At 72.0% G+C, this 23,178-nt stretch carries 23 protein-coding genes; 13 read left to right on the top strand and 10 right to left on the bottom strand.

What is annotated here, in order from left to right:
• Position 1: 1 nt before the first annotated feature.
• Both OG899_RS09760 and OG899_RS09755 read left to right on the top strand, forming a co-directional pair.
• Complete coding sequence (locus tag OG899_RS09760) at positions 2-964, top strand: glycine betaine ABC transporter substrate-binding protein (RefSeq protein WP_406310992.1); 963 nt, start codon at positions 2-4, stop codon at positions 962-964.
• Between the two features lie 211 nt (positions 965-1,175).
• Positions 1,176-1,802 carry a hypothetical protein gene (locus tag OG899_RS09755; protein ID WP_125496794.1) on the top strand — a complete coding sequence of 209 codons (627 nt, stop codon included), beginning with the start codon at positions 1,176-1,178 and terminating at the stop codon, positions 1,800-1,802.
• A 20-nt stretch (positions 1,803-1,822) separates the two neighbouring features.
• Here OG899_RS09755 and OG899_RS09750 read toward each other — a convergent pair whose 3' ends face one another.
• Positions 1,823-2,518, bottom strand: a complete 696-nt coding sequence (locus OG899_RS09750; RefSeq protein WP_189428022.1) for an isocitrate lyase/phosphoenolpyruvate mutase family protein — start codon at positions 2,516-2,518, stop codon at positions 1,823-1,825.
• Positions 2,519-2,707: 189 nt separating this feature from the next.
• Positions 2,708-3,208: a carboxymuconolactone decarboxylase family protein gene (locus OG899_RS09745; protein ID WP_189343456.1), complete on the bottom strand. Its 501-nt coding sequence runs from the start codon at positions 3,206-3,208 to the stop codon at positions 2,708-2,710.
• Positions 3,209-3,255: 47 nt separating this feature from the next.
• Between OG899_RS09745 and OG899_RS09740 the strand changes: the two genes are divergently transcribed.
• The 6 genes from OG899_RS09740 to OG899_RS09715 all read left to right on the top strand — a co-directional run bounded on the left by OG899_RS09740 (position 3,256) and on the right by OG899_RS09715 (position 10,330).
• Complete coding sequence (locus OG899_RS09740) at positions 3,256-4,644, top strand: PLP-dependent aminotransferase family protein (RefSeq protein WP_125496797.1); 1,389 nt, start codon at positions 3,256-3,258, stop codon at positions 4,642-4,644.
• A gap of 179 nt (positions 4,645-4,823) precedes the next feature.
• A complete protein-coding gene (locus tag OG899_RS09735; protein WP_125496798.1) occupies positions 4,824-5,219 on the top strand; it encodes a hypothetical protein in 396 nt (131 codons plus the stop codon).
• 4 nt (positions 5,220-5,223) lie between these two features.
• Positions 5,224-6,408, top strand: coding sequence for a glutathionylspermidine synthase family protein (locus tag OG899_RS09730; protein ID WP_125496799.1), 1,185 nt, complete (start codon positions 5,224-5,226; stop codon positions 6,406-6,408).
• 287 nt (positions 6,409-6,695) lie between these two features.
• On the top strand, positions 6,696-8,141 hold the full coding sequence (locus OG899_RS09725) for a glycine hydroxymethyltransferase (RefSeq protein WP_125496800.1): 1,446 nt from the start codon (positions 6,696-6,698) through the stop codon (positions 8,139-8,141).
• A gap of 295 nt (positions 8,142-8,436) precedes the next feature.
• Entirely contained in the window at positions 8,437-9,492 is a 1,056-nt protein-coding gene (gene trpS, locus OG899_RS09720; protein ID WP_206345332.1) for a tryptophan--tRNA ligase, read from the top strand.
• A 256-nt stretch (positions 9,493-9,748) separates the two neighbouring features.
• Positions 9,749-10,330, top strand: a complete 582-nt coding sequence (locus OG899_RS09715; protein ID WP_125496801.1) for a 2'-5' RNA ligase family protein — start codon at positions 9,749-9,751, stop codon at positions 10,328-10,330.
• A 22-nt stretch (positions 10,331-10,352) separates the two neighbouring features.
• Here OG899_RS09715 and OG899_RS09710 read toward each other — a convergent pair whose 3' ends face one another.
• Positions 10,353-11,144 carry an SDR family NAD(P)-dependent oxidoreductase gene (locus OG899_RS09710; RefSeq protein WP_229814078.1) on the bottom strand — a complete coding sequence of 264 codons (792 nt, stop codon included), beginning with the start codon at positions 11,142-11,144 and terminating at the stop codon, positions 10,353-10,355.
• Positions 11,145-11,230: 86 nt separating this feature from the next.
• On the opposite strand from OG899_RS09710, the gene OG899_RS09705 reads away from it, so the two are divergent.
• On the top strand, positions 11,231-12,214 hold the full coding sequence (locus OG899_RS09705) for a YihY/virulence factor BrkB family protein (RefSeq protein WP_168131410.1): 984 nt from the start codon (positions 11,231-11,233) through the stop codon (positions 12,212-12,214).
• Here OG899_RS09705 and OG899_RS09700 read toward each other — a convergent pair.
• The gene (locus tag OG899_RS09700; RefSeq protein WP_308427053.1) at positions 12,162-13,445 is read right to left on the bottom strand and encodes a D-alanyl-D-alanine carboxypeptidase family protein; all 1,284 of its coding nucleotides are present in this window, start codon (positions 13,443-13,445) and stop codon (positions 12,162-12,164) included. The two genes, OG899_RS09705 and OG899_RS09700, sit on opposite strands and share 53 nt — an antisense overlap.
• 121 nt (positions 13,446-13,566) lie before the next feature.
• Here OG899_RS09700 and OG899_RS09695 point away from each other — a divergent pair, with 121 nt between their 5' ends.
• Positions 13,567-13,806 carry an SCO4848 family membrane protein gene (locus tag OG899_RS09695; RefSeq protein WP_125496804.1) on the top strand — a complete coding sequence of 80 codons (240 nt, stop codon included), beginning with the start codon at positions 13,567-13,569 and terminating at the stop codon, positions 13,804-13,806.
• A gap of 368 nt (positions 13,807-14,174) precedes the next feature.
• Positions 14,175-15,731 (top strand): ABC transporter substrate-binding protein, encoded by a 1,557-nt coding sequence (locus OG899_RS09690; RefSeq protein ID WP_125496805.1) that lies wholly within the window; start codon positions 14,175-14,177, stop codon positions 15,729-15,731.
• A 52-nt stretch (positions 15,732-15,783) separates the two neighbouring features.
• On the opposite strand, the gene OG899_RS09685 is transcribed toward OG899_RS09690, so the two are convergent.
• The 6 genes from OG899_RS09685 to OG899_RS09660 form a co-directional block, all read right to left on the bottom strand.
• Positions 15,784-16,194, bottom strand: coding sequence for a VOC family protein (locus OG899_RS09685; protein WP_125496806.1), 411 nt, complete (start codon positions 16,192-16,194; stop codon positions 15,784-15,786).
• 149 nt (positions 16,195-16,343) lie between these two features.
• Positions 16,344-17,123 carry a succinate dehydrogenase iron-sulfur subunit gene (locus OG899_RS09680; RefSeq protein ID WP_125496807.1) on the bottom strand — a complete coding sequence of 260 codons (780 nt, stop codon included), beginning with the start codon at positions 17,121-17,123 and terminating at the stop codon, positions 16,344-16,346.
• The gene (gene sdhA / locus OG899_RS09675) at positions 17,123-18,877 is read right to left on the bottom strand and encodes a succinate dehydrogenase flavoprotein subunit (protein ID WP_125496808.1); all 1,755 of its coding nucleotides are present in this window, start codon (positions 18,875-18,877) and stop codon (positions 17,123-17,125) included. The genes OG899_RS09680 and sdhA overlap by 1 nt, the downstream gene beginning before the upstream one ends.
• A gap of 24 nt (positions 18,878-18,901) precedes the next feature.
• Positions 18,902-19,381: a succinate dehydrogenase hydrophobic membrane anchor subunit gene (locus OG899_RS09670; protein ID WP_125496809.1), complete on the bottom strand. Its 480-nt coding sequence runs from the start codon at positions 19,379-19,381 to the stop codon at positions 18,902-18,904.
• A gap of 5 nt (positions 19,382-19,386) precedes the next feature.
• Entirely contained in the window at positions 19,387-19,767 is a 381-nt protein-coding gene (gene sdhC, locus OG899_RS09665) for a succinate dehydrogenase, cytochrome b556 subunit (RefSeq protein ID WP_125496810.1), read from the bottom strand.
• A gap of 150 nt (positions 19,768-19,917) precedes the next feature.
• A complete protein-coding gene (locus OG899_RS09660; protein ID WP_399415789.1) occupies positions 19,918-20,502 on the bottom strand; it encodes a 2-oxo-4-hydroxy-4-carboxy-5-ureidoimidazoline decarboxylase in 585 nt (194 codons plus the stop codon).
• A 174-nt stretch (positions 20,503-20,676) separates the two neighbouring features.
• Here OG899_RS09660 and OG899_RS09655 point away from each other — a divergent pair, with 174 nt between their 5' ends.
• Positions 20,677-22,302: a glycoside hydrolase family 20 protein gene (locus OG899_RS09655; protein ID WP_189428014.1), complete on the top strand. Its 1,626-nt coding sequence runs from the start codon at positions 20,677-20,679 to the stop codon at positions 22,300-22,302.
• 169 nt (positions 22,303-22,471) lie between these two features.
• The gene (locus OG899_RS09650; RefSeq protein WP_125496812.1) at positions 22,472-22,888 is read left to right on the top strand and encodes a hypothetical protein; all 417 of its coding nucleotides are present in this window, start codon (positions 22,472-22,474) and stop codon (positions 22,886-22,888) included.
• The last annotated feature ends 290 nt before the right edge of the window (positions 22,889-23,178 follow it).

Raw genomic sequence — 23,178 nt, 5'->3', positions numbered from 1 at the left:
GATGAGGACCACCCGCAGAAGGGCGCTGATCGCCGGCGCGGCGGCCCTGTGCACGCTGCTGACCGGCTGCGGCGCCGCCGACATGACCAAGCAGACCTCGCCGTTCGCCGCCGTGAAGGGCGCGCGGACCGTGACCCTGTCCGTGCAGTCCTGGGTGGGCGCCCAGGCCAACGTGGCCGTCGCCCAGTACCTGCTGGAGCACGAACTCGGCTACCGCGTGGACACCGAGCAGGTCGACGAGGTCCCCGCCTGGGACGCGCTCAGCCAGGGCCGGGTCGACGCCATCCTGGAGGACTGGGGCCACCCCGACCAGGAGAAGCGGTACGTGGACGACAAGAAGACCATCGTCCGCGGCGGCGACCTCGGGGTGACCGGGCACATCGGCTGGTTCGTGCCGACGTATCTGGCGAAGCAGCACCCCGACATCACCGACTGGCGCAACCTGAACTCCTACGCCTCCCTCTTCCGCACCGCGGAGAGCGGCGGCAAGGGCCAGCTGATGGACGGCTCCCCCTCCTACGTCACCAACGACAAGGCGCTGGTGAAGAACCTCGGGCTGAACTACCAGGTGGTGTTCGCCGGGTCGGAGGCGGCGCAGATCGCGCAGATCAAGCAGTTCGCCAAGGAGAAGAAGCCGTTCCTGACGTACTGGTACGCGCCGCAGTGGCTGTTCGAGAAGGTCCCGATGACGGAGGTGAAACTGCCGCCCTACACGGAGGGTTGCGACGCCGATCCGGTGAAGGTCGCCTGCTCCTACCCGTACACCCCGCTGCAGAAGTACCTCAACGCCCGCTTCGCGGCGTCGGGCGGGGACGCGGCCGCCTTCCTGAAGAAGTTCCGGTGGACCACCGAGGACCAGAACGAGGTCGCGCTGATGATCGCCGACCAGAAACTCACCCCGGCCGAGGCGGCGAAGAAGTGGGTGGAGGGTCATCGCTCGGTGTGGAAGGAGTGGCTGCCCTGAGCGCCTCCGAGAAACGGTGCACGGGCCGGGGCCGACGTATGCAGTGAGCGCGCCGGCTCCGTGCGGCGGACCCGGTCGCCGGCCGGTGTCCGGTTGCGGCGGCGCCGAGCGCGCCGCCGGTGATCTCCCGGTGGCCGGATCGCTCCCTTGTGCCGTGTTCGTCCGCGTGTCACACAGGTGAGGGCCGAGTGACCGGGCGGAGGGGCGCTGCATGTCTGTGTCAGGTGGTGGTCCGGCAGGGCCGTCCGACTGGGCGGTCGAGCGGTTCGGGCGGCATGCCGCCGCGCTCGTCGCCGCGGTTCCGCGCTGCCTGGCGACGGCGCACGCGAAAGCCCGTGCGGCGCATCTGGCCGCGGGACTGAAGAAGCGGAGCCCCTACGGTGCCGCCCTGGCCGAGGCGGTCCGTGAGGGGCTGGCGGATGCGGCACGGGAACTGGGCGAACCCGTGCGGGACGTCCGCGGTTACGAGTACGCCGTCATCAACGGGCACGTGCTCTTCCCTTACAAATACGCGGACGAGCCGCGCCCCTTGGCCGGCGCTCGGTTGCCCGCCGACGCGTCCCCGACCCGGCGACGGCTGCTCCGGGCGCACGGGCCGCAGGGGCGGGAGCAGCTGTTCGAGGTCGACGCCGACCTGGCGACCGGGGAGTACCTCGGACTGCACGAGGCGTTCGAGGAGCTGGGCGCCTCCACCAGACTCGTCTGCGTGTTCTTCACGGCCGACGCGGAGAGGGGCATCCATCTCATCCACTGGGGAGAGGCCCGCCTCGAACCGGACCGCACCTTCACCTGGCTGCACGAGGAACAGCTCCCGGTCGCCCCTGTGCCGCCCGAGTGACGGCCGCCAGGGCACCACCCCTACGGCACCAGCTCCGCCACGATCCCCCGCACCGCCCGGTCGGCGCGCTGCCACAGTCCCGGGCCGAAGGTGATCCGGGTGGCGCCCAGTGCGCCCAGCTCGGCGGGGGAGGGGCCGGTGCCGTCCAGGCGGCCCAGGGCGTTCAGCGGTCCCGCGATCCCGGCCCGCAGCACCGGCAGCGTGTCGGCCGGGGCGAGGATCGGGTACACGCAGTCGGCGCCGGCCGCCACGTACAGGGCGGCCCGCTCGACGGCGTGCGCCGGGTCGCCGTCGCCGTGGAGGAAGACGTCCACCCGGGCGTTGAGGAACAGCCGGTCGCCGGCGGCCGCGCGGACCTCGGCCAGGTAGGCGGCCTGCCCCTGCGGGTCCTTGAGCACCCCGGCACGGGAGTCCTCCAGGTTGCAGCCGACCACGCCGGCCTCCAGCAGCCGTTCCACCAGCTCGTCGGGGGCCAGGCCGTAGCCGTCCTCGACGTCGGCCGACACCGGCACGTCCACCGCCCGGGCGATCCGGGCCACGGCCGCGAACATCTCGTCGGCGGGGGTGGAGCCGTCGTCGTGGCCGAGCGCGGCGGACACGCCCGCGCTGGGTGTGGCCAGGGCCGGGAACCCGGCCGCCACACAGGCCCGCGCGCTGGCCGCGTCCCACGGTCCGGGCAGGATCAGCGGATCGCCGGGCGCGCGCCCCAGGTGCAGCGCGCGAAGTCCTCGACGGTGCTCATGATCGGTGCCTTGTGCCTCTCCGGTGGGACGTCCGGTTCTCCGGCGTGCGGTTCGTGGACGTCCGGTTCCTGCGGTGGCGTCGGGACGGTGCCGCCGCGCCGGCCGCGGGAAGGACCTGGCCCGGGACCGGGCCCCCTCCGCGTCCGGCACAGCGTGCCCGGTTCACGCGTGCTGCCCCGGCTGGTAGTGGCCGGGGGTCAAGCGGCAGGTCACGCCGAACCGGTTCCAGGCGTTGATCACCGTGATCGCGGCGATCAGCTGGGCCAGCTCCTTCTCCTCGAAGTGCTCGGCGGCCTTGTCGTACACCTCGTCCGGTACGAAGCCGTCGGTCAGGACGGTGACCGCCTCGGTCAGCTCGATCGCCGCCAGCTCCTTCTCGGTGTAGAAGTGCCGCGACTCCTCCCACGCGCTGAGCTGCACGATCCGCTCCACGCTCTCGCCGGCCGCGAGCGCGTCCTTGGTGTGCATGTCCAGGCAGAAGGCGCAGTGGTTGATCTGCGAGGCGCGGATCTTGACGAGTTCGTACAGCTTCGGGTCGAGGCCCTGCCGGGCGGCGGTGTCCAGCCGGACCATCGCCTTGTAGACGTCGGGTGCGAGTGCGGCCATGTCCAGCCGCTGGGGCTGCTCGGCGGCGTACGCGACAGCGTCATCGGTGTTGCTCATGGTCTCGACCCTAGGAGCGGAGCAGCCCAGGAGTATGGTCCATTTCCATGGCGGAAACGTGGGCCACTTCGGGGCTGGACCTGCACGTGGAGACGACCGGACCGGGCGTGCGCCGCGGCCTGACCGACGCGCTGCGCGAGGCGGTCCGCACCGGCCGTCTTGCGCCCGGCACCCGGCTGCCGTCCTCCCGCGCCCTCGCCGCCGACCTGGGCATCGCCCGCAACACGGTCGCCGACGCCTACGCCGACCTGGTCGCCGAGGGCTGGCTCACCGCCCGCCAGGGATCGGGCACCCGGGTCGCCGACCGGGCCGTGCCGCCCGCGCCGCGCACCCCGCCCCGCGCACCCCACCCGCGTCCGCGCCCCCTGCACGACCTCACGCCCGGCACGCCGGAGCTCGCCTCCTTCCCCCGCGCCGAGTGGCTCAAGGCCGCCCGGCGCGCCCTGGCCGTCGCCCCGCACGACGTCCTCGGCTACGGCGACCCCCGTGGCCGTCCGGAGCTGCGTGCCGCGCTGGCCGGCCATCTGGCCCGGGTGCGCGGGGTGCGCACCGACCCGGATTGCGTCGTGATCTGCTCCGGTTTCGCGCACGGTCTGCGGATCCTCGCCCAGCTGCTGCGGGCGCGCGGGGCGGCCACGGTCGCCGTCGAGTCCTACGGCCTGCCCGAGCACCGCGCCCTGCTGACCGAGGCGGGCCTCGAGACCTGCCCGCTGCCCCTGGACGACCGGGGCACCGACACCACCCGCATGCCGGACGCCGCCGCGGTGCTGCTCACCCCGGCCCACCAGTTCCCGACGGGACTGCCGCTGCACCCCGAGCGGCGCGCCGCCGTGACCGACTGGGCGCGGCGCACCGGTGGTCTGGTCCTGGAGGACGACTACGACGGCGAGTTCCGCTACGACCGCCAGCCGGTCGGCGCCCTGCAGGGCCTGGACCCCGACCACGTGGTCTATCTCGGCACCGCCAGCAAGGCCCTGGCGCCTGGCCTGCGGCTGGCCTGGATGGTGCTGCCGCCCTCTCTCGTGAAGGAGGCCGCCGCCGTCAAGGGCGGTCACGACACCTGCGGAGTGCTGGACCAGCTCACCCTGGCGGAGTTCCTCACCAGCGGCGCCTACGACCGTCATGTGCGCGCCTGTCGGCTGCGCTACCGGCGCCGCCGCGACGCCCTGGTCGCGGCGCTCGCCGACCGTGCCCCCGGGGTGGAGGCCACCGGCATCGCGGCCGGACTGCACGCCGTGCTGCGGCTGCCGCCCGGCACGGAACAGGCGGTGCTCCGGGCGGCGGCCCGGCAGGGCCTGTCCGTCTGCGGCCTGTCCCGCTTCCGCCACGAGCGGGCCGCCGTGCCGCCGGTGGACGCCCTGGTCGTCGGCTACGGCACCCCGCCGGACCACGCCTGGGCGGCGGCCCTGGACGCACTGTGCCGGGTGCTGCCCTGACGGACCGTCACCATGCGGGCCCGTTCGTTCCCGGGCATCAAGGGCCCCCGGAGAAAGGCGAAATCGGGGTTGCTCGTACACATGTCCGTTCCGCTCTCTAGGCTGGCCGTCGGAAACCGGCCACCCTGTGGCCGACGAGGCGGCCGTCGTACGGCCGACGACAACGGGGAGAGACGGACATGGCAGACGCACGGCGACGGCTTCGGTCGGGCACCGTCGTCCTGGGCAGCGTGGGACTGCTCGCGACGGCGCTCACCGCCTGCTCCTCCGCTCCGGACAGGCGCTGCGTCGACAGGGACAGCTACCGCTACGGCAGCGGCTACAAGCTCGTCTCCGACACGTACTGCAAGACCAGCGACCCCTCCGTGCGCGCCAGTTGGTACTACGGCGGCAAGAAGCGCAACGGCTGGGTGTCGGGCGGCTCCTTCACCAAGCCCGGCAAGACCTCGGGCACGGGCTCCGGTTCCGGGGGCTCGTCCAGCGGGTCGACGAGCGGCGGGAGCAAGTACGGCGGCGGCTACGGCGGTGTCGACCGCGGCGGTTTCGGCGGCGGCCACGGCTCCTCCGGCGGCTGAGCCCGTGGAGCGCCGCACCATCGAACCCCGGCCCGGCTGGCAGCGGATCGTCGAGGCCCAGGGACTGATCTATCCGCTCACCCGCCACCCCGACGGCTCGCTGCGCCCCTACTGGGACGAGAGCGCCTACTACGTCTTCGGCCTCGACGAGGTGGAGGCGCTGGAGGAGACCGTCGAGGAACTGCACCGCATGTGTCTGGCCGCGGCCGACCACATCGTCACCGCCGGGCGGTTCGCCGACCTCGGCATCACCGACCCGCGCGTGGCCCGCGCGGTCGCCGAGGCCTGGCACCGGCGGGCCGAACTGCCGTCCGTCTACGGCCGGTTCGACCTGCGCTACGACGGCACCGGCCCGGCGAAACTGCTGGAGTACAACGCCGACACCCCCACCTCCCTGGTGGAGGCCGCCTCGCCCCAGTGGTTCTGGATGGAGGAACGGTTCCCCGGCGCCGACCAGTGGAACTCGCTGCACGAACGCCTCGTCGACGCCTGGCGCCGGCAGGCCGGACTGCTGCCGCCGGGCAGCCTGCTGCACTTCGCGCACTCCGCCGCCGACGAGCTCGGCGAGGACCTGATGACGGTCGCCTATCTGAAGGAGACCGCCGAACAGGCGGGCCTCGCCACCGACTGGCTGGCGATGGAGCAGATCGGCTGGGACCCGCTCTCCGGCCGGTTCGTCGACACCGGCCTGCGGTTCATCCGCAGCATCTTCAAGCTGTACCCGTGGGAGTGGATGACCACCGACCGGTTCTCCGGCCACGTCCTGGACACCCTCGACAACGGCGGCGGCACCGGCTCGACCCTGTGGATCGAGCCCGCCTGGAAGATGCTGCTGAGCAACAAGGCCCTGCTGGCGATCCTCTGGGAACTCTTCCCCGGCCACCCCAATCTGCTCCCCGCCTACCTCGACGGCCCGCGTGAGCTGGCGGACACCACCGGCTGGGCGGCCAAGCCGCTGCTCGGCCGGGAGGGTGCCGGGGTGACCGTGCACCGGCCCGGCTCGGCGCCCGCGGTGCGCGAGGAGCCGTGCTGCTACCAGGCCCTCGCCCCGCTGCCCGCCTTCGACGGCAACCATGTCGTCCTCGGCGCCTGGGTGGTCGGGGACGAGGCCGCCGGCCTCGGCCTGCGCGAGTCGGCCGGCCTGGTCACCGACGAGTACGCCCGCTTCCTGCCGCACGTCATCCTGTGACCGGCCACGGCTCATGCGCCCTGTGACCCGCCTCGGGGCGCCCGCCGCGCGACGGGCGCCCCGAGCGGGGCCTCAGCGCCGCAGCACCGCCCGCCCGCATGGTGGACGTCGCGGCGTGCCCGGCCCGAGCGCCGGGTAGGCTGACGGCCAGGGCCGTGACTGGCGCGCTGGACCATGGGTCCGAGGGATGGGAGAGACCATCGGGGAGCGGCTCCGACGGGAAGAAGTGCCGTGCGCCTGGGCCGTACCGTGAACGCCGAACGCCACGCCCGGAGGTTCCCTTCCAGATGTCTGCGCCCCTGTCCCACGAGTCCACCGCCTTCCGCGCCGCCCTGGACGTGATCCGCGCGGTCGAGCCGCGGGTCGCCGACGCGATCGGCCAGGAGGTGGCCGACCAGCGCGAGATGCTCAAGCTGATCGCCTCCGAGAACTACGCCTCCCCGGCCACCCTGCTGGCGATGGGCAACTGGCTCAGCGACAAGTACGCCGAGGGCACCGTCGGCCGCCGCTTCTACGCCGGCTGCCGCAACGTCGACACCGTCGAGTCGATCGCCGCCGAGCACGCCCGCGAGCTGTTCGGTGCCCGCCACGCCTACGTCCAGCCGCACTCCGGCATCGACGCCAACCTCGTCGCCTTCTGGGCCGTGCTCGCCGACCGCGTCGAGGCGCCGTTCCTGCAGAAGGCCGGCGCCCGCCAGGTCAACGACCTGACCGAGGCCGACTGGGCCGAGCTGCGGCAGGCCTTCGGCAACCAGCGCATGCTCGGCATGTCCCTGGACGCCGGCGGCCACCTCACCCACGGCTTCCGGCCGAACATCTCCGGCAAGATGTTCGACCAGCGCTCCTACGGCACCGACCCGGCCACCGGACTGCTCGACTACGAGGCGCTGCGTGTCCAGGCCCGCGAGTTCAAGCCGCTGATCATCGTCGCCGGGTACTCCGCCTACCCCCGGCTGGTGAACTTCCGGATCATGCGGGAGATCGCCGACGAGGTCGGCGCCACGCTCATGGTCGACATGGCCCACTTCGCCGGCCTGGTCGCCGGCAAGGTCCTCACCGGCGACTTCGACCCGGTCCCGCACGCCCAGATCGTCACCACCACCACCCACAAGTCGCTGCGCGGCCCGCGCGGCGGCATGGTGCTGTGCGACGACAGCCTCAAGGACCAGGTCGACCGGGGCTGCCCGATGGTGCTCGGCGGCCCGCTGCCGCACGTCATGGCCGCCAAGGCCGTCGCCCTCGCCGAGGCCCGGCAGCCCGCCTTCCAGGACTACGCGCAGCGCATCGTGGACAACTCCCGCGCCCTCGCCGAGGGCCTGCTGCGGCGCGGCGCCACCCTGGTGACCGGCGGCACCGACAACCACCTCAACCTGATCGACGTCGCCGGCTCCTACGGCCTCACCGGCCGCCAGGCCGAGGCCGCCCTGCTGGAGTCCGGCATCGTCACCAACCGCAACGCCATCCCCGCCGACCCCAATGGCGCCTGGTACACCTCCGGCATCCGCATCGGCACGCCCGCCCTGACCACCCGGGGCCTGGGCACCGCCGAGATGGACGAGATCGCGGCCCTGATCGACCGGGTGCTGACGGCCACCGAGCCCGGCACCACCAAGTCCGGCGCCCCCTCCAAGGCCGCCCACGTCCTCGATCCGAAGATCGCCGACGAGGTCTCCCGCCGCGCCGCCGACCTGGTGGCGGGCTTCCCGCTGTACCCGGAGATCGACCTCGGCTGACCCGGCGCGGGGCACCCGGCCGGTCCCGTCCTGTCACGCCTCGTGGGGCGGCCCGTCCGAGCGGCGGGCCGCCCCATGGCGCACGGGCCTCCTCACGACAGCGCACGCCCGCGCACCTTCACGCGCACCCGCCCCCGCGACATCGCCCGGCGCACCCGCCCCCAAGGCCGCCCCCGGCGCGCACGCTGCTCACGGCGCACCGCTCGGCGCACCCCGCGCCGGCTCCCGGCCGCCGTTCACCGGCTGCTCCCGGCCCGTTCCGGAGCAGGGGTGCGCACCTGAGAGAATGGTGTGCATGGCCAACGATCGCCCCGTCGCCCACCTCGGCAATGACACCGCTCCGCAGGGCCGGTCCCGGGTGCTCTCCGGGATCCAGCCCACCGCCGGCTCGTTCCACCTCGGCAACTACCTCGGCGCCGTCCGTCAGTGGGTGGCCCTGCAGGAGACGCACGACGCCTTCTACATGGTCGTCGACCTGCACGCGATCACGGTCCCGCAGGACCCGAAGGAGCTGCGCGCCAACACCCGGCTCGCCGCCGCCCAGCTGCTGGCCGCCGGACTGGACCCGGAGCGCTGCACGCTCTTCGTCCAGAGCCACGTCCCCGAGCACGCCCAGCTGGCCTGGGTCATGAACTGCCTCACCGGCTTCGGCGAGGCCTCCCGGATGACCCAGTTCAAGGACAAGGCCGCCAAGCAGGGTGCCGAGCGGGCCTCGGTCGGCCTGTTCACCTACCCGATCCTGCAGGTCGCCGACATCCTGCTGTACCAGGCGCACGAGGTGCCGGTCGGTGAGGACCAGCGCCAGCACATCGAGCTGACCCGCGACCTCGCCGAGCGCTTCAACGGCCGCTTCGGCGAGACCTTCACCGTGCCCCGGCCGTACATCCTCAAGGAGACGGCGAAGATCTACGACCTGCAGGACCCGTCGGTCAAGATGAGCAAGTCGGCGTCCACGCCGAAGGGCCTCATCAACCTCCTCGACGAGCCGAAGACCACGGCCAAGAAGGTCAAGAGCGCGGTCACCGACACCGACACCGTCATCCGCTTCGACCCCGAGGCCAAGCCCGGCGTCAGCAACCTGCTCAGCATCTACTCCACGCTCACCGGCCGGACCATCGGCGAGCTGGAGGAGCAGTACGCCGGCAAGGGCTACGGCGCCCTGAAGACCGACCTGGCCGAGATCATGGTCGAGTTCGTGACGCCGTTCCGCGAGAAGACCCAGCAGTACCTGGACGACACCGAGACGCTCGACGCGATCCTGGCCAAGGGCGCGGAGAAGGCCCGCGCGGTCGCCGCAGAGACCCTCGCCCAGGCCTACGACCGGGTGGGTTTCCTGCCCGCCAAGCACTGAACGAGCGCACCACCGCGCCCAGCCGTCCCGGGCGGAGCGCCGCACATCACGTGGCCGGCGCCTGCCCAGGGCGCGCTCGCGGTCGTACAGTCGTTATCCGCACGGCATAACCGGACGGCCCGGGCGAAACGGCTGGCACGCGAGCGCGACGGCCGGGTGCGCCCCGGGGAGAGGGCCGGGACCCGGGAGAAGGAAGCGGCGGCAGCGACGACCGCCGGCACGGCCACACAGCACCGGCACGACGACAGGAGACGACGTGGGGACCGTAACGATCGGGGTGTCGATCGCGGTCCCGGAGCCGCACGGCAGCCTGCTCCAGGAGCGGCGCGCGGGCTTCGGCGACGCCGCAGCTCACGGCATCCCCACGCATGTCACCCTGCTGCCGCCGACCGAGATCGACACCGCCGACCTGCCGGCCGTCGAGGCGCACCTGACCGAGGTGGCCGCGGCCGGGCGGCCCTTCACCATGCGACTGTCGGGCACCGACACCTTCCGGCCGCTGTCCCCGGTGGTCTTCGTCCGGGTGGTGGAGGGCGCCGAGGCGTGCATGTGGCTCCAGCAGCGGGTGCGCGACCCGGAGGGACCCGTGGCACGCGAACTCCAGTTCCCCTACCACCCGCACGTCACGGTCGCGCACGGCATCGACGAGGCGGCGATGGACCGCGCCCAGGAGGAACTGGCGGGCTACCGGGCCGAGTGGCCGGTCACCGGGTTCGCCCTGCACCAGCAGGGGGACGACGGGGTGTGGCGCCGGCTGCGCGAGTTCGCCTTCGGCGGCAGCGCGGTGGTCCCGCCCCAGGCGTCCCCCGTCGATCGAGGCACCCTGCCCGCCCGCTGAGCCGGTCGTCCCGCCGCGCGCCCTACAGCGGCAGCCGCCGGTACACCGCACGCGGCAGATGCCGCAGCACCGTCGCCGCCAGGCGCGCCACACCGGGAACCCACACGATCTCCGACCGCCGCCGCAGCCCCAGCTCCACCGCGACGGCGACCTCCTCCGGGGTGCTCGACAGCGGCGGCACGGGCCGGCCGGCGGTCGAGGGCGAGCGCACGAAGTGCGGGCGGACGATCATGACGTGCACCCCGGTGCCGAACAGGGCGTCGCCCAGGCCCTGGGTGAAGGTGTCCAGTCCCGCCTTGCTGGAGCCGAAGATGAAGTCGGTGCGCCGGGCCCGCTCCGCGGCCACCGAGGACATCACGACCAGCGAGCCGTGCTCCTGGTTCTGCAGCTCCCGCGCGGCCACCAGCGCGGCCGAGACCGCCCCGGTGTAGTTGGTCTGCGCGACCTGCACCGCGTTCAGCGGCTCCCGTTCGTCGTACGCCTGGTCGCCCAGGACGCCGAAGGCGAGCAGCACCATGTCGACGTCCCCCTCGGCGAAGACCTTGCCCAGGATCTCCTCGTGGTGCAGCACGTCGAGCGCGTCGAAGGCGACGGTGCGCACCTCGGCCCCGAGGCTGCGCAGATGCGCGGCGGCCTCGTCGAGCGCGGGCGAGGGCCGGCCCGCCAGCCACACGGTGCGGGTGCGCCGGGCGACGAGCCGGCGCGCCACGGCCAGGGCGACGGGGGAGGTGCCGCCGAGCACCAGCAGCGTGCGGGGCAGGCCCGAGGGGCCGAAGGAACGCAGGAGCGAGGAGAAACCGAGGGCATCCTTCACGCCGGATGACTGTATCGCCCCGTTATGGCCGCCTCGGCGTAGAAACGCGGTGTTGGTGTCGGCGCCGAGCGGGCACAGTTCCGGTCATGGACTGGCTGAAGAAGCTCCCCGTGGTGGGTCCGTGGGTGGCGCGGGCGATGCGCACCCACGCCTGGCGGTCGTACGAGCGTCTGGACCGGGTGAAATGGTCGCGGCTGGCCGCCGCCATGACCTTCATCAGCTTCATCGCGCTGTTCCCGCTGCTCACCCTGGCCGCCGCGGTCGGTGCCGCCACGCTCAGCGCCCGGCAGCAGCGCACCCTGGAGACGAAGATCACCGAGCAGTTCCCGGGGCTGGGCAGCCAGCTGCACATCGGCGCGCTCGCGGACAACGCCGGCACCGTCGGCGTCATCGCGGGCGTGTTCCTGCTGCTGACCGGCGTGAACTGGGTGGGACAGATGCGGGACTGCCTGCGCGCGGTGTGGCAGTGCCCGGACCGGGAGGAGAACCCGGTCGTGCGCCGCGTCCGGGACGCCGGCGTCCTGCTCGGTCTGGGCGGCGCGGTGGTCGTCACGCTGCTGGTGTCCACGGTCGCCTCGGCCGCCGTGGGCTGGATCGCCCGCCAGGCCGGACTGGCGGAGCACGGCGCCGGCAGCCTGGTGCTGCGGATCGTCGCCTTCGCGGTCGCCGTCGCCGCCGACTTCCTGGTGCTGTGCTACGTGCTCACCCTGCTGCCCGCCGTGCATCCGCCGCGCCGCCGGCTGCTGGTGGCGGCACTGCTCGGCGCGATCGGCTTCGAACTGCTGAAGGTGCTGCTCAGCGGCTACATCCAGGGCGTGGCGGCGAAGAGCATGTACGGCGCCTTCGGGGTCCCCATCGCCCTGCTGCTGTGGATGAACTTCACCGCCAAGCTGGTGCTGTACTGCGCCGCCTGGACGGCGACACCCGGCCGGGACGGGGACGGCGGGGAGGACACACCCGGCCGGGGCGCGGACGACGACGGCGACGACGGGAAGGCCGCGCCCGGCCGGACCCGGCCTAGGAACGGGAACGGCGGCGCACCAGGTCCGGCAGCGGCCAGCGGCGGTTGACCAGGTAGGCCGTGGCCCCCAGGACCACCACCGCACCGCCGGCGACGCCCAGGGCGACGCCCATGCCGTCGGAGCCGCTCGCCGCGGACGCGCCCGCCACCGGGCTCGCCGAGGAACCGCCGCCCTGCGCGCCGCCCGCCTGGCCGGGCGAGGCCGTGGCACCGGCCGCCGCGACGCTCTTCGGCGGCACCAGCTCGCCCACCGGCCGCACCTTGCCGTCGGCCTTGAACCCCCAGTCCAGCAGCCGGGCGGCCTCCCGGTAGACGGCGTTGTGCTCCGTGCTCCCCGGGTGCATCACCGTCACCAGCAGCACATGCCCGTCGCGTTCGGCCACCCCGGTGAAGGTGGCGCCCGCCTGGGTGGTGTTGCCGTTCTTCACCCCGGCGATGCCCTTGTACACCGGAAGGTCGTAGTCGCCGCTCAGCAGCCGGTTGGTGTTCTGGATCTCGAAGGACCCCCGGGTGGTCTTCCCGTTCTTGTCCTTCTTGGTCTCGCCGGGGAAGGAGGCCCGCACGGTGGAGCAGTACTCGCGGAAGTCCTTCTTCTGCAGCCCGGAGCGGGCGAAGAGGGTCAGGTCGTACGCCGAGGACACCTGCCCCGGGGCGTCGTAGCCGTCCGGGGAGACCACATGGGTGTCCAGCGCCTGCAGCTCCCGGGCGTGCGCGTTCATGTCGGCGACGGTCTGCTTCACCCCGTGGTTCATGGCGGCCAGGACGTGCACGGCGTCGTTGCCCGAGCGCAGGAAGACCCCCAGCCACAGGTCGTGGACGGTGTAGGTCTCGTGCTCCTTGATGCCGACCAGGCTGGAGCCCTCGCCCACACCGGCCAGGTCGGCGGGGTCGACGGTGTGCTTCTCGGTCCGGGGGAACTTCGGCAGCAGGGTGTCGGCGAACAGCATCTTCAGGGTGCTCGCCGGGGCCAGCTGCCAGTGGGCGTTGTGCGCGGCGAGTACCTGCCCGGACTCGGCGTCGGCCACGATCCAGGACCGCGCGGTGAGGTCCTCGGGCAGGACCGGCACACCGTCCGCCAGCTCGACCTGGGTGCCGGGACGGCCCAGACGCTCGCCGCCCACGACCGACATACGGGCCGGGGGAGTGGCCGAGGGGCTCGCCTTCACCGCCGGCGCCGCCGCCGCGACGGAGGTGCCCACGGTCATGGACAGGGAGAGGGACAGCAGGGAGGCGGAAGCGACCGCAAGGGATCGCCGCAGCAACGTCTCGGGTGCGCGCACGGTCGGAAACGTATCGGGCGCTCCCGCCGGCACGGCGCCCAGGTCCCCGTCACCGGCGCGCCCCCGCCGCCGGGCCGCCCCCCGCACCCGGCTCCGGCCGCCCGACAGCGATACTGGAGGTATGAAGCTCAGTCGCCCCGTCTCCTGGTTCCTGCTCGCCTTCGGGGTGTGGAGCTGGGTCATCTGGGTCACTTTCGTCAAGAATCTCGTCAAGGACGGCAGCGGACTCGCCTTCGACGACGGGCACCCGACCGCGTACTTCTGGGTCCATCTGGCGCTGGCCGTCGTCTCCTTCGTATTGGGGACGGTGATCGGTGTGATCGGGTTGCGTGGCCTGCGCGCCCTGCGCCGGACGTCATAGCGATCCGGCCATCGGCGTCACGGCGCTTTCGCTCGCGCGGACCGCACGGGCCCGAAGGACCGCACGCACGTCCGGTCCGCACGAACCGCACGGGATCTCACGAACCGCCCGGACGTTGGGCCGCACACCCGTGCGCGGCGTCCGCGCCGCCGTCACCGACCGACCACAGGAGCGATCCCCAGCCCCCGCCGTCCGTGCATGCTGGGGATTTCCTGTGAAACGAGGTGACAACACTTCTTCATAACGTCTTCTCATCTCATCCAGACCGCTCTTCCCCCGGCCGACGAGCTGTGATTAGGTGTCGGCGCGCCTGTGAGGCGTGGCACATGCACGGTGGTCCCGCGACGGGACCTGGGGAGGCATCACCGATGCGAGCGGTTCGCATACGGATTCTGTTGGCCCTGCTGGTCCTGGTGATCGCGGGCGTGGGGGCCTGGACGCTGCTGCCGGACAAGGACGGCGAGGTGAAGGCCATCACCGTCGGCACGACCGACGCCGTCACCTCGCTCGACCCGGCAGGCTCCTACGACGCCGGCTCATGGGCCCTGTACAGCAATGTGTTCCAGTCCCTGCTCACCTTCGAGCCGGACGGCGCCGCGCCGGTGCCGGACGCGGCCAGGCACTGTACGTTCGTCGGCGGCGGGCTGCGCACCTACCGTTGCGAGCTGCGCCCGGGCCTGACGTTCCCGAGCGGGCGGACGATGACCGCCGAGGACGTCAAGTACTCCTTCGACCGGGTCAAGAAGATCAACGCCGATGTCGGCCCCGCCCCGCTGTTCTCCACCCTGAAGTCGGTGGACGCCGACGGCATGACCGTCACCTTCCACCTGTCCGAGCCGGACGCCACGTTCCCCTTCAAGGTCGCCACCGGAGCCGGCTCCATCGTCGACCGCTCCCTGTATCCGTCCGACACGCTGCGCACCGGCGACCAGGCCGACGGCACCGGCCCGTACCGGCTGACCCGGTACGTCAAGGACGAGGTCGCCGCACTGCAGCCCAACCCCTCCTACAAGGGCGCGGTCAGCCGCACCGGCAACCCCGTCGAGCTGCACTACTACCCCGACGGCAAGGCCCTGGACGCCGCCTGGAAGAACCGGCAGATCGACGTCGCCACCCGTACGCTCACCCCCGCCGTCCTCGCCGGGCTCAACCCCAGCGACCCCGACCAGCGGGTGTCGGAGTCCGACAGCTCCGAGGTCCGCAACCTGTACCTCAACACCCGGTCCTCCTCCCCGCTGCACGACGTCCGCGTCCGCCGTGCCATGGCCTGGCTGATCAACCGCGAGCAGCTGGCCGCCTCCGTCTACGACGGCACCGTGGACGCCCTGTACTCCCTGGTCCCGGCGGGCATCACCGGGCACACCACGTCCTTCTTCGACACCTATCCCGAGCCGAGCGTGAAGAAGGCCCGCGCGCTGCTGACCGAGGCCGGGGTGCAGATCCCCGTGCACTTCACCTACGGCTACGCCATCGGCCGCGGCTCCGGTGCCGAGGAGGCCGCGGAGATCAAACGCCAGCTGGAGGCGAGCGGCCTGTTCGAGGTCGACGTCAAGGGCTACGAGTGGACCGCCTTCCAGAAGCAGTACGCGGCCGGCAAGCTCGACGCGTACGCGGTGGGCTGGGTCGCCGACTACCCGGACCCGGACACCTTCGGCGCCCCGCTCGTCGGCACCGGCAGCAGCATGAACACCGGCTACAGCAGCAAGGACGTCGACGACCTCGTCACGGACAGCCGGCGCTACGCCGACCGCAGCCGGGTCACGAAGGACTTCCGCGACCTGCAGCAGCAGGTGGCCGACGACGTGCCGCTGATCCCGTTGTGGCAGCAGAAGGAGTACGTCGTCACCACCGAGGACGTCGGCGGCGGCCAGTACGTCAACGACGGCACCGGCGTGTTCCGGCTGTGGAAACTCGGCTGGATCTGATCACCCGGCCGGGAGGATCCGTGCCCCGCGGGACCCGGCGGACCGCCCCCGCTCAGCCCACGCGCCCCAGTTCCCGGCGTTTGGTGTAGTCGGTGAAGCCGAGGACGTTGCCCCAGGGGTCGGCGATCTCCACCACCCAGCCGGTCACCATCGCCCACGGCTCGTCCAGCAGCGCGATCCCGGCCGCGGTCAACTCCCGGGCCGCGGTGCGCGCGTCCGGGACCTCCAGCCAGACGCGCGGCGAGGGCCACGGCGGGGTGCGCCGGCCCAGGGCCTCCTCGTGCCGCAGCAGGATGCCCGGAGCCTCGGCGCCGACCCGGAGCACCGCGATGCCCGCCTCGTCCAGCCGGGTCGCCACGGTGAACCCGGCCCGCTCGTAGAACTCCACCGCCTCGCCGAGGTCGCCCACGGGCAGCAGCACATGGTCGAACCCGAGCAGCTCGTACGACTCGCTGTCTGACATGTCATCAGATTAAGGCGTGCCCGGGCCGCCGGACGGCAGGCGCGGGCCGGCTGCCACCCGAGCGCCGCGCCCGCGCCCGGCAGCACGTCGCCCCGCCGGCCGCACAGGGCCGACGGGGCGACACAGACATGCCCTCGGTGGTGCGAAGGTCAGAAGCGGCGCGTGATCAGGGCGCGCTTGACCTCCGCGATCGCCTTGGTGACCTCGATGCCGCGCGGGCAGGCGTCGGTGCAGTTGAAGGTGGTGCGGCAGCGCCAGACGCCGTCCTTGTCGTTGAGGATCTCCAGGCGCTGCTCGCCCGCGTCGTCACGGCTGTCGAAGATGAAGCGGTGCGCGTTGACGATCGCGGCCGGGCCGAAGTACTGGCCGTCGTTCCAGAACACCGGGCAGGAGGAGGTGCAGGCCGCGCACAGGATGCACTTCGTGGTGTCGTCGAAGCGCGCCCGGTCCTCGGGCGACTGCCGCCGCTCCCGCGTGGGCTCGTTGGTGTCCTTCGTGATCAGGAAGGGCATCACGTCCCGGTACGCCTGGAAGAACGGCTCCATGTCCACGACCAGGTCCTTCAGGACCGTCAGGCCCTTGATGGGCTCGATCGTGATCGGCTTCTCCGGGTTGATGTCCTTGATCAGCGTCTTGCAGGCCAGCCGGTTGCGGCCGTTGATCCGCATGGCGTCCGAGCCGCAGATGCCGTGCGCGCAGGACCGACGGAAGGTCAGCGTGCCGTCGTGGTCCCACTTGATCTTGTGCAGACCGTCGAGGACGCGCTCCTTCGGGTCGATCTCCAGCTGGAAGTCCTGCCAGGTCGCCTCGGCCGAGACCTCCGGGTTGAACCGGCGGATGCGGAAGGTGACGGTGATGTAGGGGGAGTCCGCGAAACCCGGCTCGGGCTTGCCGGCCGCGTCCGCCTTGTCCAGAACAGGGGTTGCCATCAGTACTTACGCTCCATCGGCTGGTAGCGGGTCTGGACGACCGGCTTGTAGTCGAGACGGATGGATTCGGTTCCGTCGGCGCCGACCTCGCGGTACGCCATGGTGTGGCGCATGAAGTTGACGTCGTCGCGGTTGGGGTAGTCCTCGCGGTAGTGACCGCCGCGGGACTCCTTGCGGGCCAGGGCGGAGACCGCCATGACCTCGGCCAGGTCCAGCAGGTTGCCCAGCTCGATGGCCTCCAGCAGGTCGGTGTTGAACCGCTTGCCCTTGTCCTGGATCGCCACGTTCTTGTAGCGCTGCTTGAGCTCGCCGATCTTCTCGACCGCCGTCTTGATGGTCTGCTCGGTGCGGAACACCATCACGTTGGCGTCCATGGTCTCCTGCAGCTCGCGGCGCAGCTCCGCCACCCGCTCGCTGCCGGTGGAGGACCGCAGCCGCTCGATCTGCTCGACGACGAAGGACTCCGGGTTCTCCGGCAGGTCGACGAAGTCGGCCGTGCTGGCGTACTCGGCGGCGGCGATACCGGCGCGGCGGCCGAAGACGTTGATGTCCAGCAGCGAGTTGGTGCCCAGGCGGTTGGCGCCGTGCACGGACACGCAGGCGACCTCGCCGGCCGCGTACAGGCCCGGGACCACCGTGGTGTTGTCGGCGAGGACCTCGCCCTGCACGTTGGTCGGGATGCCGCCCATCGCGTAGTGCGCGGTCGGCTGGATCGGGATCGGGTCGGTGTACGGCTCGATGCCCAGGTAGGTCCGCGCGAACTCGGTGATGTCCGGCAGCTTGGCGTCCAGCTGCTCCGGCGGCAGGTGGGTCAGGTCCAGGTAGACGTGGTCGCCGTCGGGACCGCAGCCGCGGCCCTCGCGGATCTCCGTGTAGATGGAGCGGGAGACCACGTCACGGGAGGCCAGGTCCTTCATCACGGGAGCGTACTTCTCCATGAAGCGCTCGCCGTTCTTGTTGCGCAGGATGCCGCCCTCACCGCGGGCACCCTCGGTGAGCAGGATGCCCATGCGCCAGATGCCGGTCGGGTGGAACTGGAAGAACTCCATGTCCTCCAGCGGGATGCCCCGCCGGAACACCGCGGCCTGGCCGTCACCGGTCAGAGTGTGCGCGTTGGACGTCACCTTGAAGAACTTGCCGCAGCCGCCGGAGGCGTAGATCACGGACTTCGCCTGGAAGACGTGGATCTCGCCGGTGGCCAGCTCGTAGGCGACGACACCGGCCGACCGCTTGACGCCGTCGACCTCGGTGATCAGCTGGTCGAGGACGTAGAACTCGTTGAAGAACTCCACGCCCTCCTTGACGCAGTTCTGGTACAGCGTCTGGAGGATCATGTGGCCGGTGCGGTCGGCCGCGTAGCAGGAGCGGCGGACCGGGGCCTCGCCGTGGTTGCGGCTGTGACCGCCGAAGCGGCGCTGGTCGATCAGGCCGTCCGGGGTGCGGTTGAACGGCAGGCCCATCTTCTCCAGGTCGAGGACGGAGTCGATGGCCTCCTTCGCCAGGATCTCCGCGGCGTCCTGGTCGACCAGGTAGTCACCGCCCTTGACCGTGTCGAAGGTGTGCCACTCCCAGTTGTCCTCCTCCACGTTGGCCAGCGCGGCGGCCATGCCGCCCTGCGCGGCGCCCGTGTGGGACCGGGTGGGGTAGAGCTTGGTCAGGACCGCGGTGCGGCTGCGCTTGGTCGCCTCGATGGCGGCACGCATACCGGCGCCACCGGCGCCGACGATGACGGTGTCGTACTTGTGGATCTTCATCAGGGATTACCTCGGTCCCGTGGCCTAGCGGATGTTCGGGTCGAAGGTGAAGATCACCAGCGTGCCCAGCAGAATCGTCCACACCGTGGCGGTGTAGAGCAGTGCCTTCAGCCACAGCCGCGTACCCGCGCGCTCGGCGTAGTCGTTGATGACCGTGCGCAGGCCGTTGCAGCCGTGCAGCATCGCCAGCCACAGCATGAGCAGATCCCAGACCTGCCACCACGGGGAGGCCCAGCGCCCGGCGACGAAGGCGAAGCCGATCTTGGAGACGCCACCGTCCAGCACGAGCTGGATCAGCAGGTGGCCGATGACGAGGACGACCAGCACGACGCCGGACAGCCGCATGAACAGCCAGCCGTACATCTCGAAGTTGCCCCGGGTCGACTTCGGGGTCTTCTTGGTGCGCTGGCGCGGGGGCTGGATGACCGGCGCCGGGTTGTCGACGGTGTAGACGGCGGCGCCCTCGACGGGGCTCACACCGGAAGAGGTTTCAGTGGTGGACATACGCGTCAGCTCCCGAAGACGACTCGAGCGGCGTGGCCCAGGACGGGGTAGATCGCCCCCAGCATGAGCACGATCCAGACGACGACCACGGTCCACAGCATCGGCTTCTGATAGCGGGCACCCTTGGCCCAGAAGTCGACGGCGATGACCCGCAGACCGTTGAGTGCGTGGAACAGGATGGCGGCGACGAGGCCGTACTCCAGGCAGGCGACGATCGGCGTCTTGTACGTGGCCACGACGGTGTCGTAGGCCTCGGGAGACACGCGGACGAGCGCGGTGTCCAGCACGTGAACGAACAGGAAGAAGAAGATGAGCACGCCGGTGACTCGGTGAGCCACCCACGACCACATTCCTTCCCGGCCGCGGTACAGCGTTCCAGCCGGCACTGAAGAACCCTCCGGGAGCGGGGACGTATAGGGCCGCGCCGGCTTGTTGTCGGTCGGGCCCGGCCGGGTACGGTCCACCGGCCCCCAGCATGGTAGCGAGGGGTTGCCGTGAGCATTGCGGGGGGCCTGCCGGTGTGATCGAGAAGGCACTCAAACGTGCACGGACGGGTCAGCGGGGGCGGATGCCGGTCGCGCACGCCGCGGCGCCGGGCGCATCCGGGCACGTCGTGGCTGGTCGCGCCCCTGCAGGGCGTGGGTGAGGCGTCCGCGCGCCAGACGGCGCAGCTCCTCCGCCGCGACCGTGCGCTCCTCCACGGGATCGTTCGTCAATCGTGACCGGACCGCGGCCAGGAGCCGGTCCAGGACCTCGCCGGGCGGGACGTCGTCGAGGCAGAGGACGAAGGGGTGCCCGAACTTGTCCGCGTAGGCGGCGTACGCCGCGTTCAGCGCGGTGGAGGCGGCCGTGTACGCCCCCTCGGGCAGGGCCGGCGGCGGCTCGGCCGCCAGGGCGCGGGCGAGGTCGTGCTCGTCCAGGTCGTACGTGGCCTCGTCGGCCGCGGCCAGCAGTGCGGGCAGGTCAGGGTAGGGACGGTGGGCCGCGAGCCGCCCGGCCCAGTGGGGGCTGCGCAGGCAGGTCAGCAGGGTGCGGCGGGCCTGCGGGGCGGGTGCGGTGTTGAAGTGCTCCAGGCACTGCGGATTCAGCGCGGGCAGTGTGGGTCCTCGGCGGTACGGGATCGCGGGCGCCGCGACGGCGGCGTCCCGTGCGACGGCAGGGGAACGTGAGGGTGACCGTCACGCTATCGGTCGTGATCGGGAACTGTCCGGTCGGTGAGCAGATTTCACCCGTACGGAAGAGTTTGAGGACGTGCAGTGGACGCATGCTGTCCGGACAGGCCGTACGTTGGCAGAGTGAGTCAGCACAGGCACCGCCGGGCTCCGGCGCGCAGCAGGCCGCGGCACAGGTACCTCCTGGTCGGCGGAGTGTTCGCCGCCACGGTCGGCCTCGGCACCGGACTGGGGCTGTGGGCCTACGGTGGCGACGGCGACACGCCGGGCACGGACCGCAGCGCACCGCAGCCCGCTTCTCCGGCTAGTCCCTCCACGACCTATCCGCTCTCCCAGGCCCCGCGCACCATCCCCGCGGTGCGGGACTTCACCGCCGCCCGCGGCCCGGGATGGCGGCCGGCCAAGGGTGAACGGGTGGTCGTCTCCGACGACTCGCTGGCCGACGAGGGCAAGCTGATCGCCGAAGAGCTGGGCCTGTCCTACGGCGGCCGCACGGACGACGTGCGCACCGGGGACGTCCACCTGACGCTGGGCGGCGGCCAGAAGGGCAACCCCGAGTCGTACACCATGACCGTCCGCGACGGCCGGGTCACCATCAGCGGGCCCGCGGACACCGGCGTCTTCTACGGCACCCGCACCCTGAAGCAGGAGGTGCGCGGCGCCGGCGCCGCCCCCGAGGGCGTGGTGAACGACGCGCCGGCCAAGCCGCGCCGCGGCTTCATGCTGGACATCGCCCGCAAGCCGTACTCGGCCGGCTGGATCGAGGACCGGATACGCGAACTGGGCGACCTGAAGTACAACGAGCTGGGCCTGCACTTCTCCGACGACCAGGCCTTCCGCATCGAGTCCGACACCCACCCGGAGATCGTCTCCCAGGACCACCTCACCAAGGCCCAGGTCAAACGGATCGTCGACCTGGCCGCGTCCCGGCACATCACCGTCGTGCCGGAGATCGACTCGCCCGGCCACCTGGGCGCGGTCATCGCCGCCCACCCCGATCTGCAGCTGCGCAACGCGCAGGGCGTGGCGTCCCGGGGCGCCCTCGACATCTCCCAGCCCGCGGCCGCGAAGATCGTCGACGATCTCCTCGGCGAATACGCGGACCTCTTCCCCGGCCCCTACTGGCACCTCGGCGGCGACGAGTACCAGGCGCTGACCGTGCGCGACCCCGCCGCCTCCTACCCGCAGCTGGCGGCCGCCGCCCGGAAGGCCTACGGGCCCTCCGGCACCGTCGCCGACCTCGCCACCGGCTGGCTGAACGCCCGCGCCGCCACCGTCCGCGACCACGGGCGTACCCCCCGCGCCTGGAACGACGGCTTCTACCGCGACACCTCCGTGCGGCCGGACGAGGACATCGAGGTCGCCTACTGGACCGGCAAGGAGATCGGCGCCCGGCAGCCGGACGCGTACCTGGCCGAGGGCCGCAAGGTGCTCAACTACAACGACGAGTTCTTCTACTACGTCCTCGGGCAGCCGCAGACCTTCGTCTACCCGACCGGGCAGCGCATCTACGAGCAGTGGACCCCGCGGGTGCTGCGCGGCACCGAGGCCGTTCCCGCCCGCTACGACAGCCAGATCCTCGGCGGCAGCTTCGCCGTCTGGAGCGACCTGCCCCGGGCGCAGACCGAGCAGCAGGTGGCCGCCGGCATCCGCATGCCGCTGCGGGCCACCGTCCAGAAGCTGTGGGACCCGGACAAGCCCCCGCTGTCCTGGACGGACTTCACGGCGCTGGCCGACAAGCTCGGCTGAGCGGACCGCCGCCCCCGGCCCCGGTCCCGGGCCCGCCGCCCCGGGACCGGGGCCGCGGTATGCGCAGGTTGTGTGCGTCCTGAGGGCAAGCTGCGCCGGTGTTGCGCGGGTCGCGGAAACCCGCCCGATCCGGCGTGACACCGCGGCCCCGGACGTCGCTGTCCCGGACATGACGACACAGGAAGCGATGACGGGACAGCGGACCAGGCCGCATGCCGCGGCGCGGCCGGTGCGGTGGGCCGCGGACGTCGTGGCGACGATGCGCGAGGGCGCCCGGCTGCGCCTGGACTACTCGGCACAGAGCCTGTGGCGGGTCGACCGGATGATCGAGGACCTCCGGCGCGAGGGCACCCCGCAGGCCGCCGTGGACCGTGTGCTGCGGGGCTTCGGCGCCTACGCCGGCGAGGTGATCGTCCGGGCGTCCGGTGCGGAGTGGTGGGCCTCCGGCGGCGACCACTGGATCCGCACCCCGGACGGACTGCTGTGGGACCCGATCGACGAGGCCCGGCGCTGCTTCACCGGGACCGGGTCGCTGCGCCTGCTGTGCCTGGACGCACTGGCGGGCCGGCGCGTCCCGCACCACTGACGCACGCGGCTCGCAGACCGGACGCACGACGTCGCGCAGTACAGACGCACGCGACGCGCAGTGCGGTACAGACGCACGCGACGCGCAGTACCGAGGCAGGAAGCGTGCCGTTACCGGCGCACGGACGGGGCGTCGCCGGGACGGGGGTGGTCGGCAGGCGTCACGTCACGTCACGTCACGGGCCGCATGGCCGGGCAGGGGGAGGGAGACCCGTGGCGGCAGGGCAACGGCCGGGGCCGCCACCCCCCACAGGAGAGGCCCCGGCCGTTGCGTGCTGCGGGCCGCGCGGC

It is taken from the genome of Streptomyces thermoviolaceus, from assembly GCF_045209695.1.
Taxonomy (GTDB): domain Bacteria; phylum Actinomycetota; class Actinomycetes; order Streptomycetales; family Streptomycetaceae; genus Streptomyces; species Streptomyces thermoviolaceus.
This window is presented reverse-complemented; position numbering and strand designations above follow the sequence as displayed.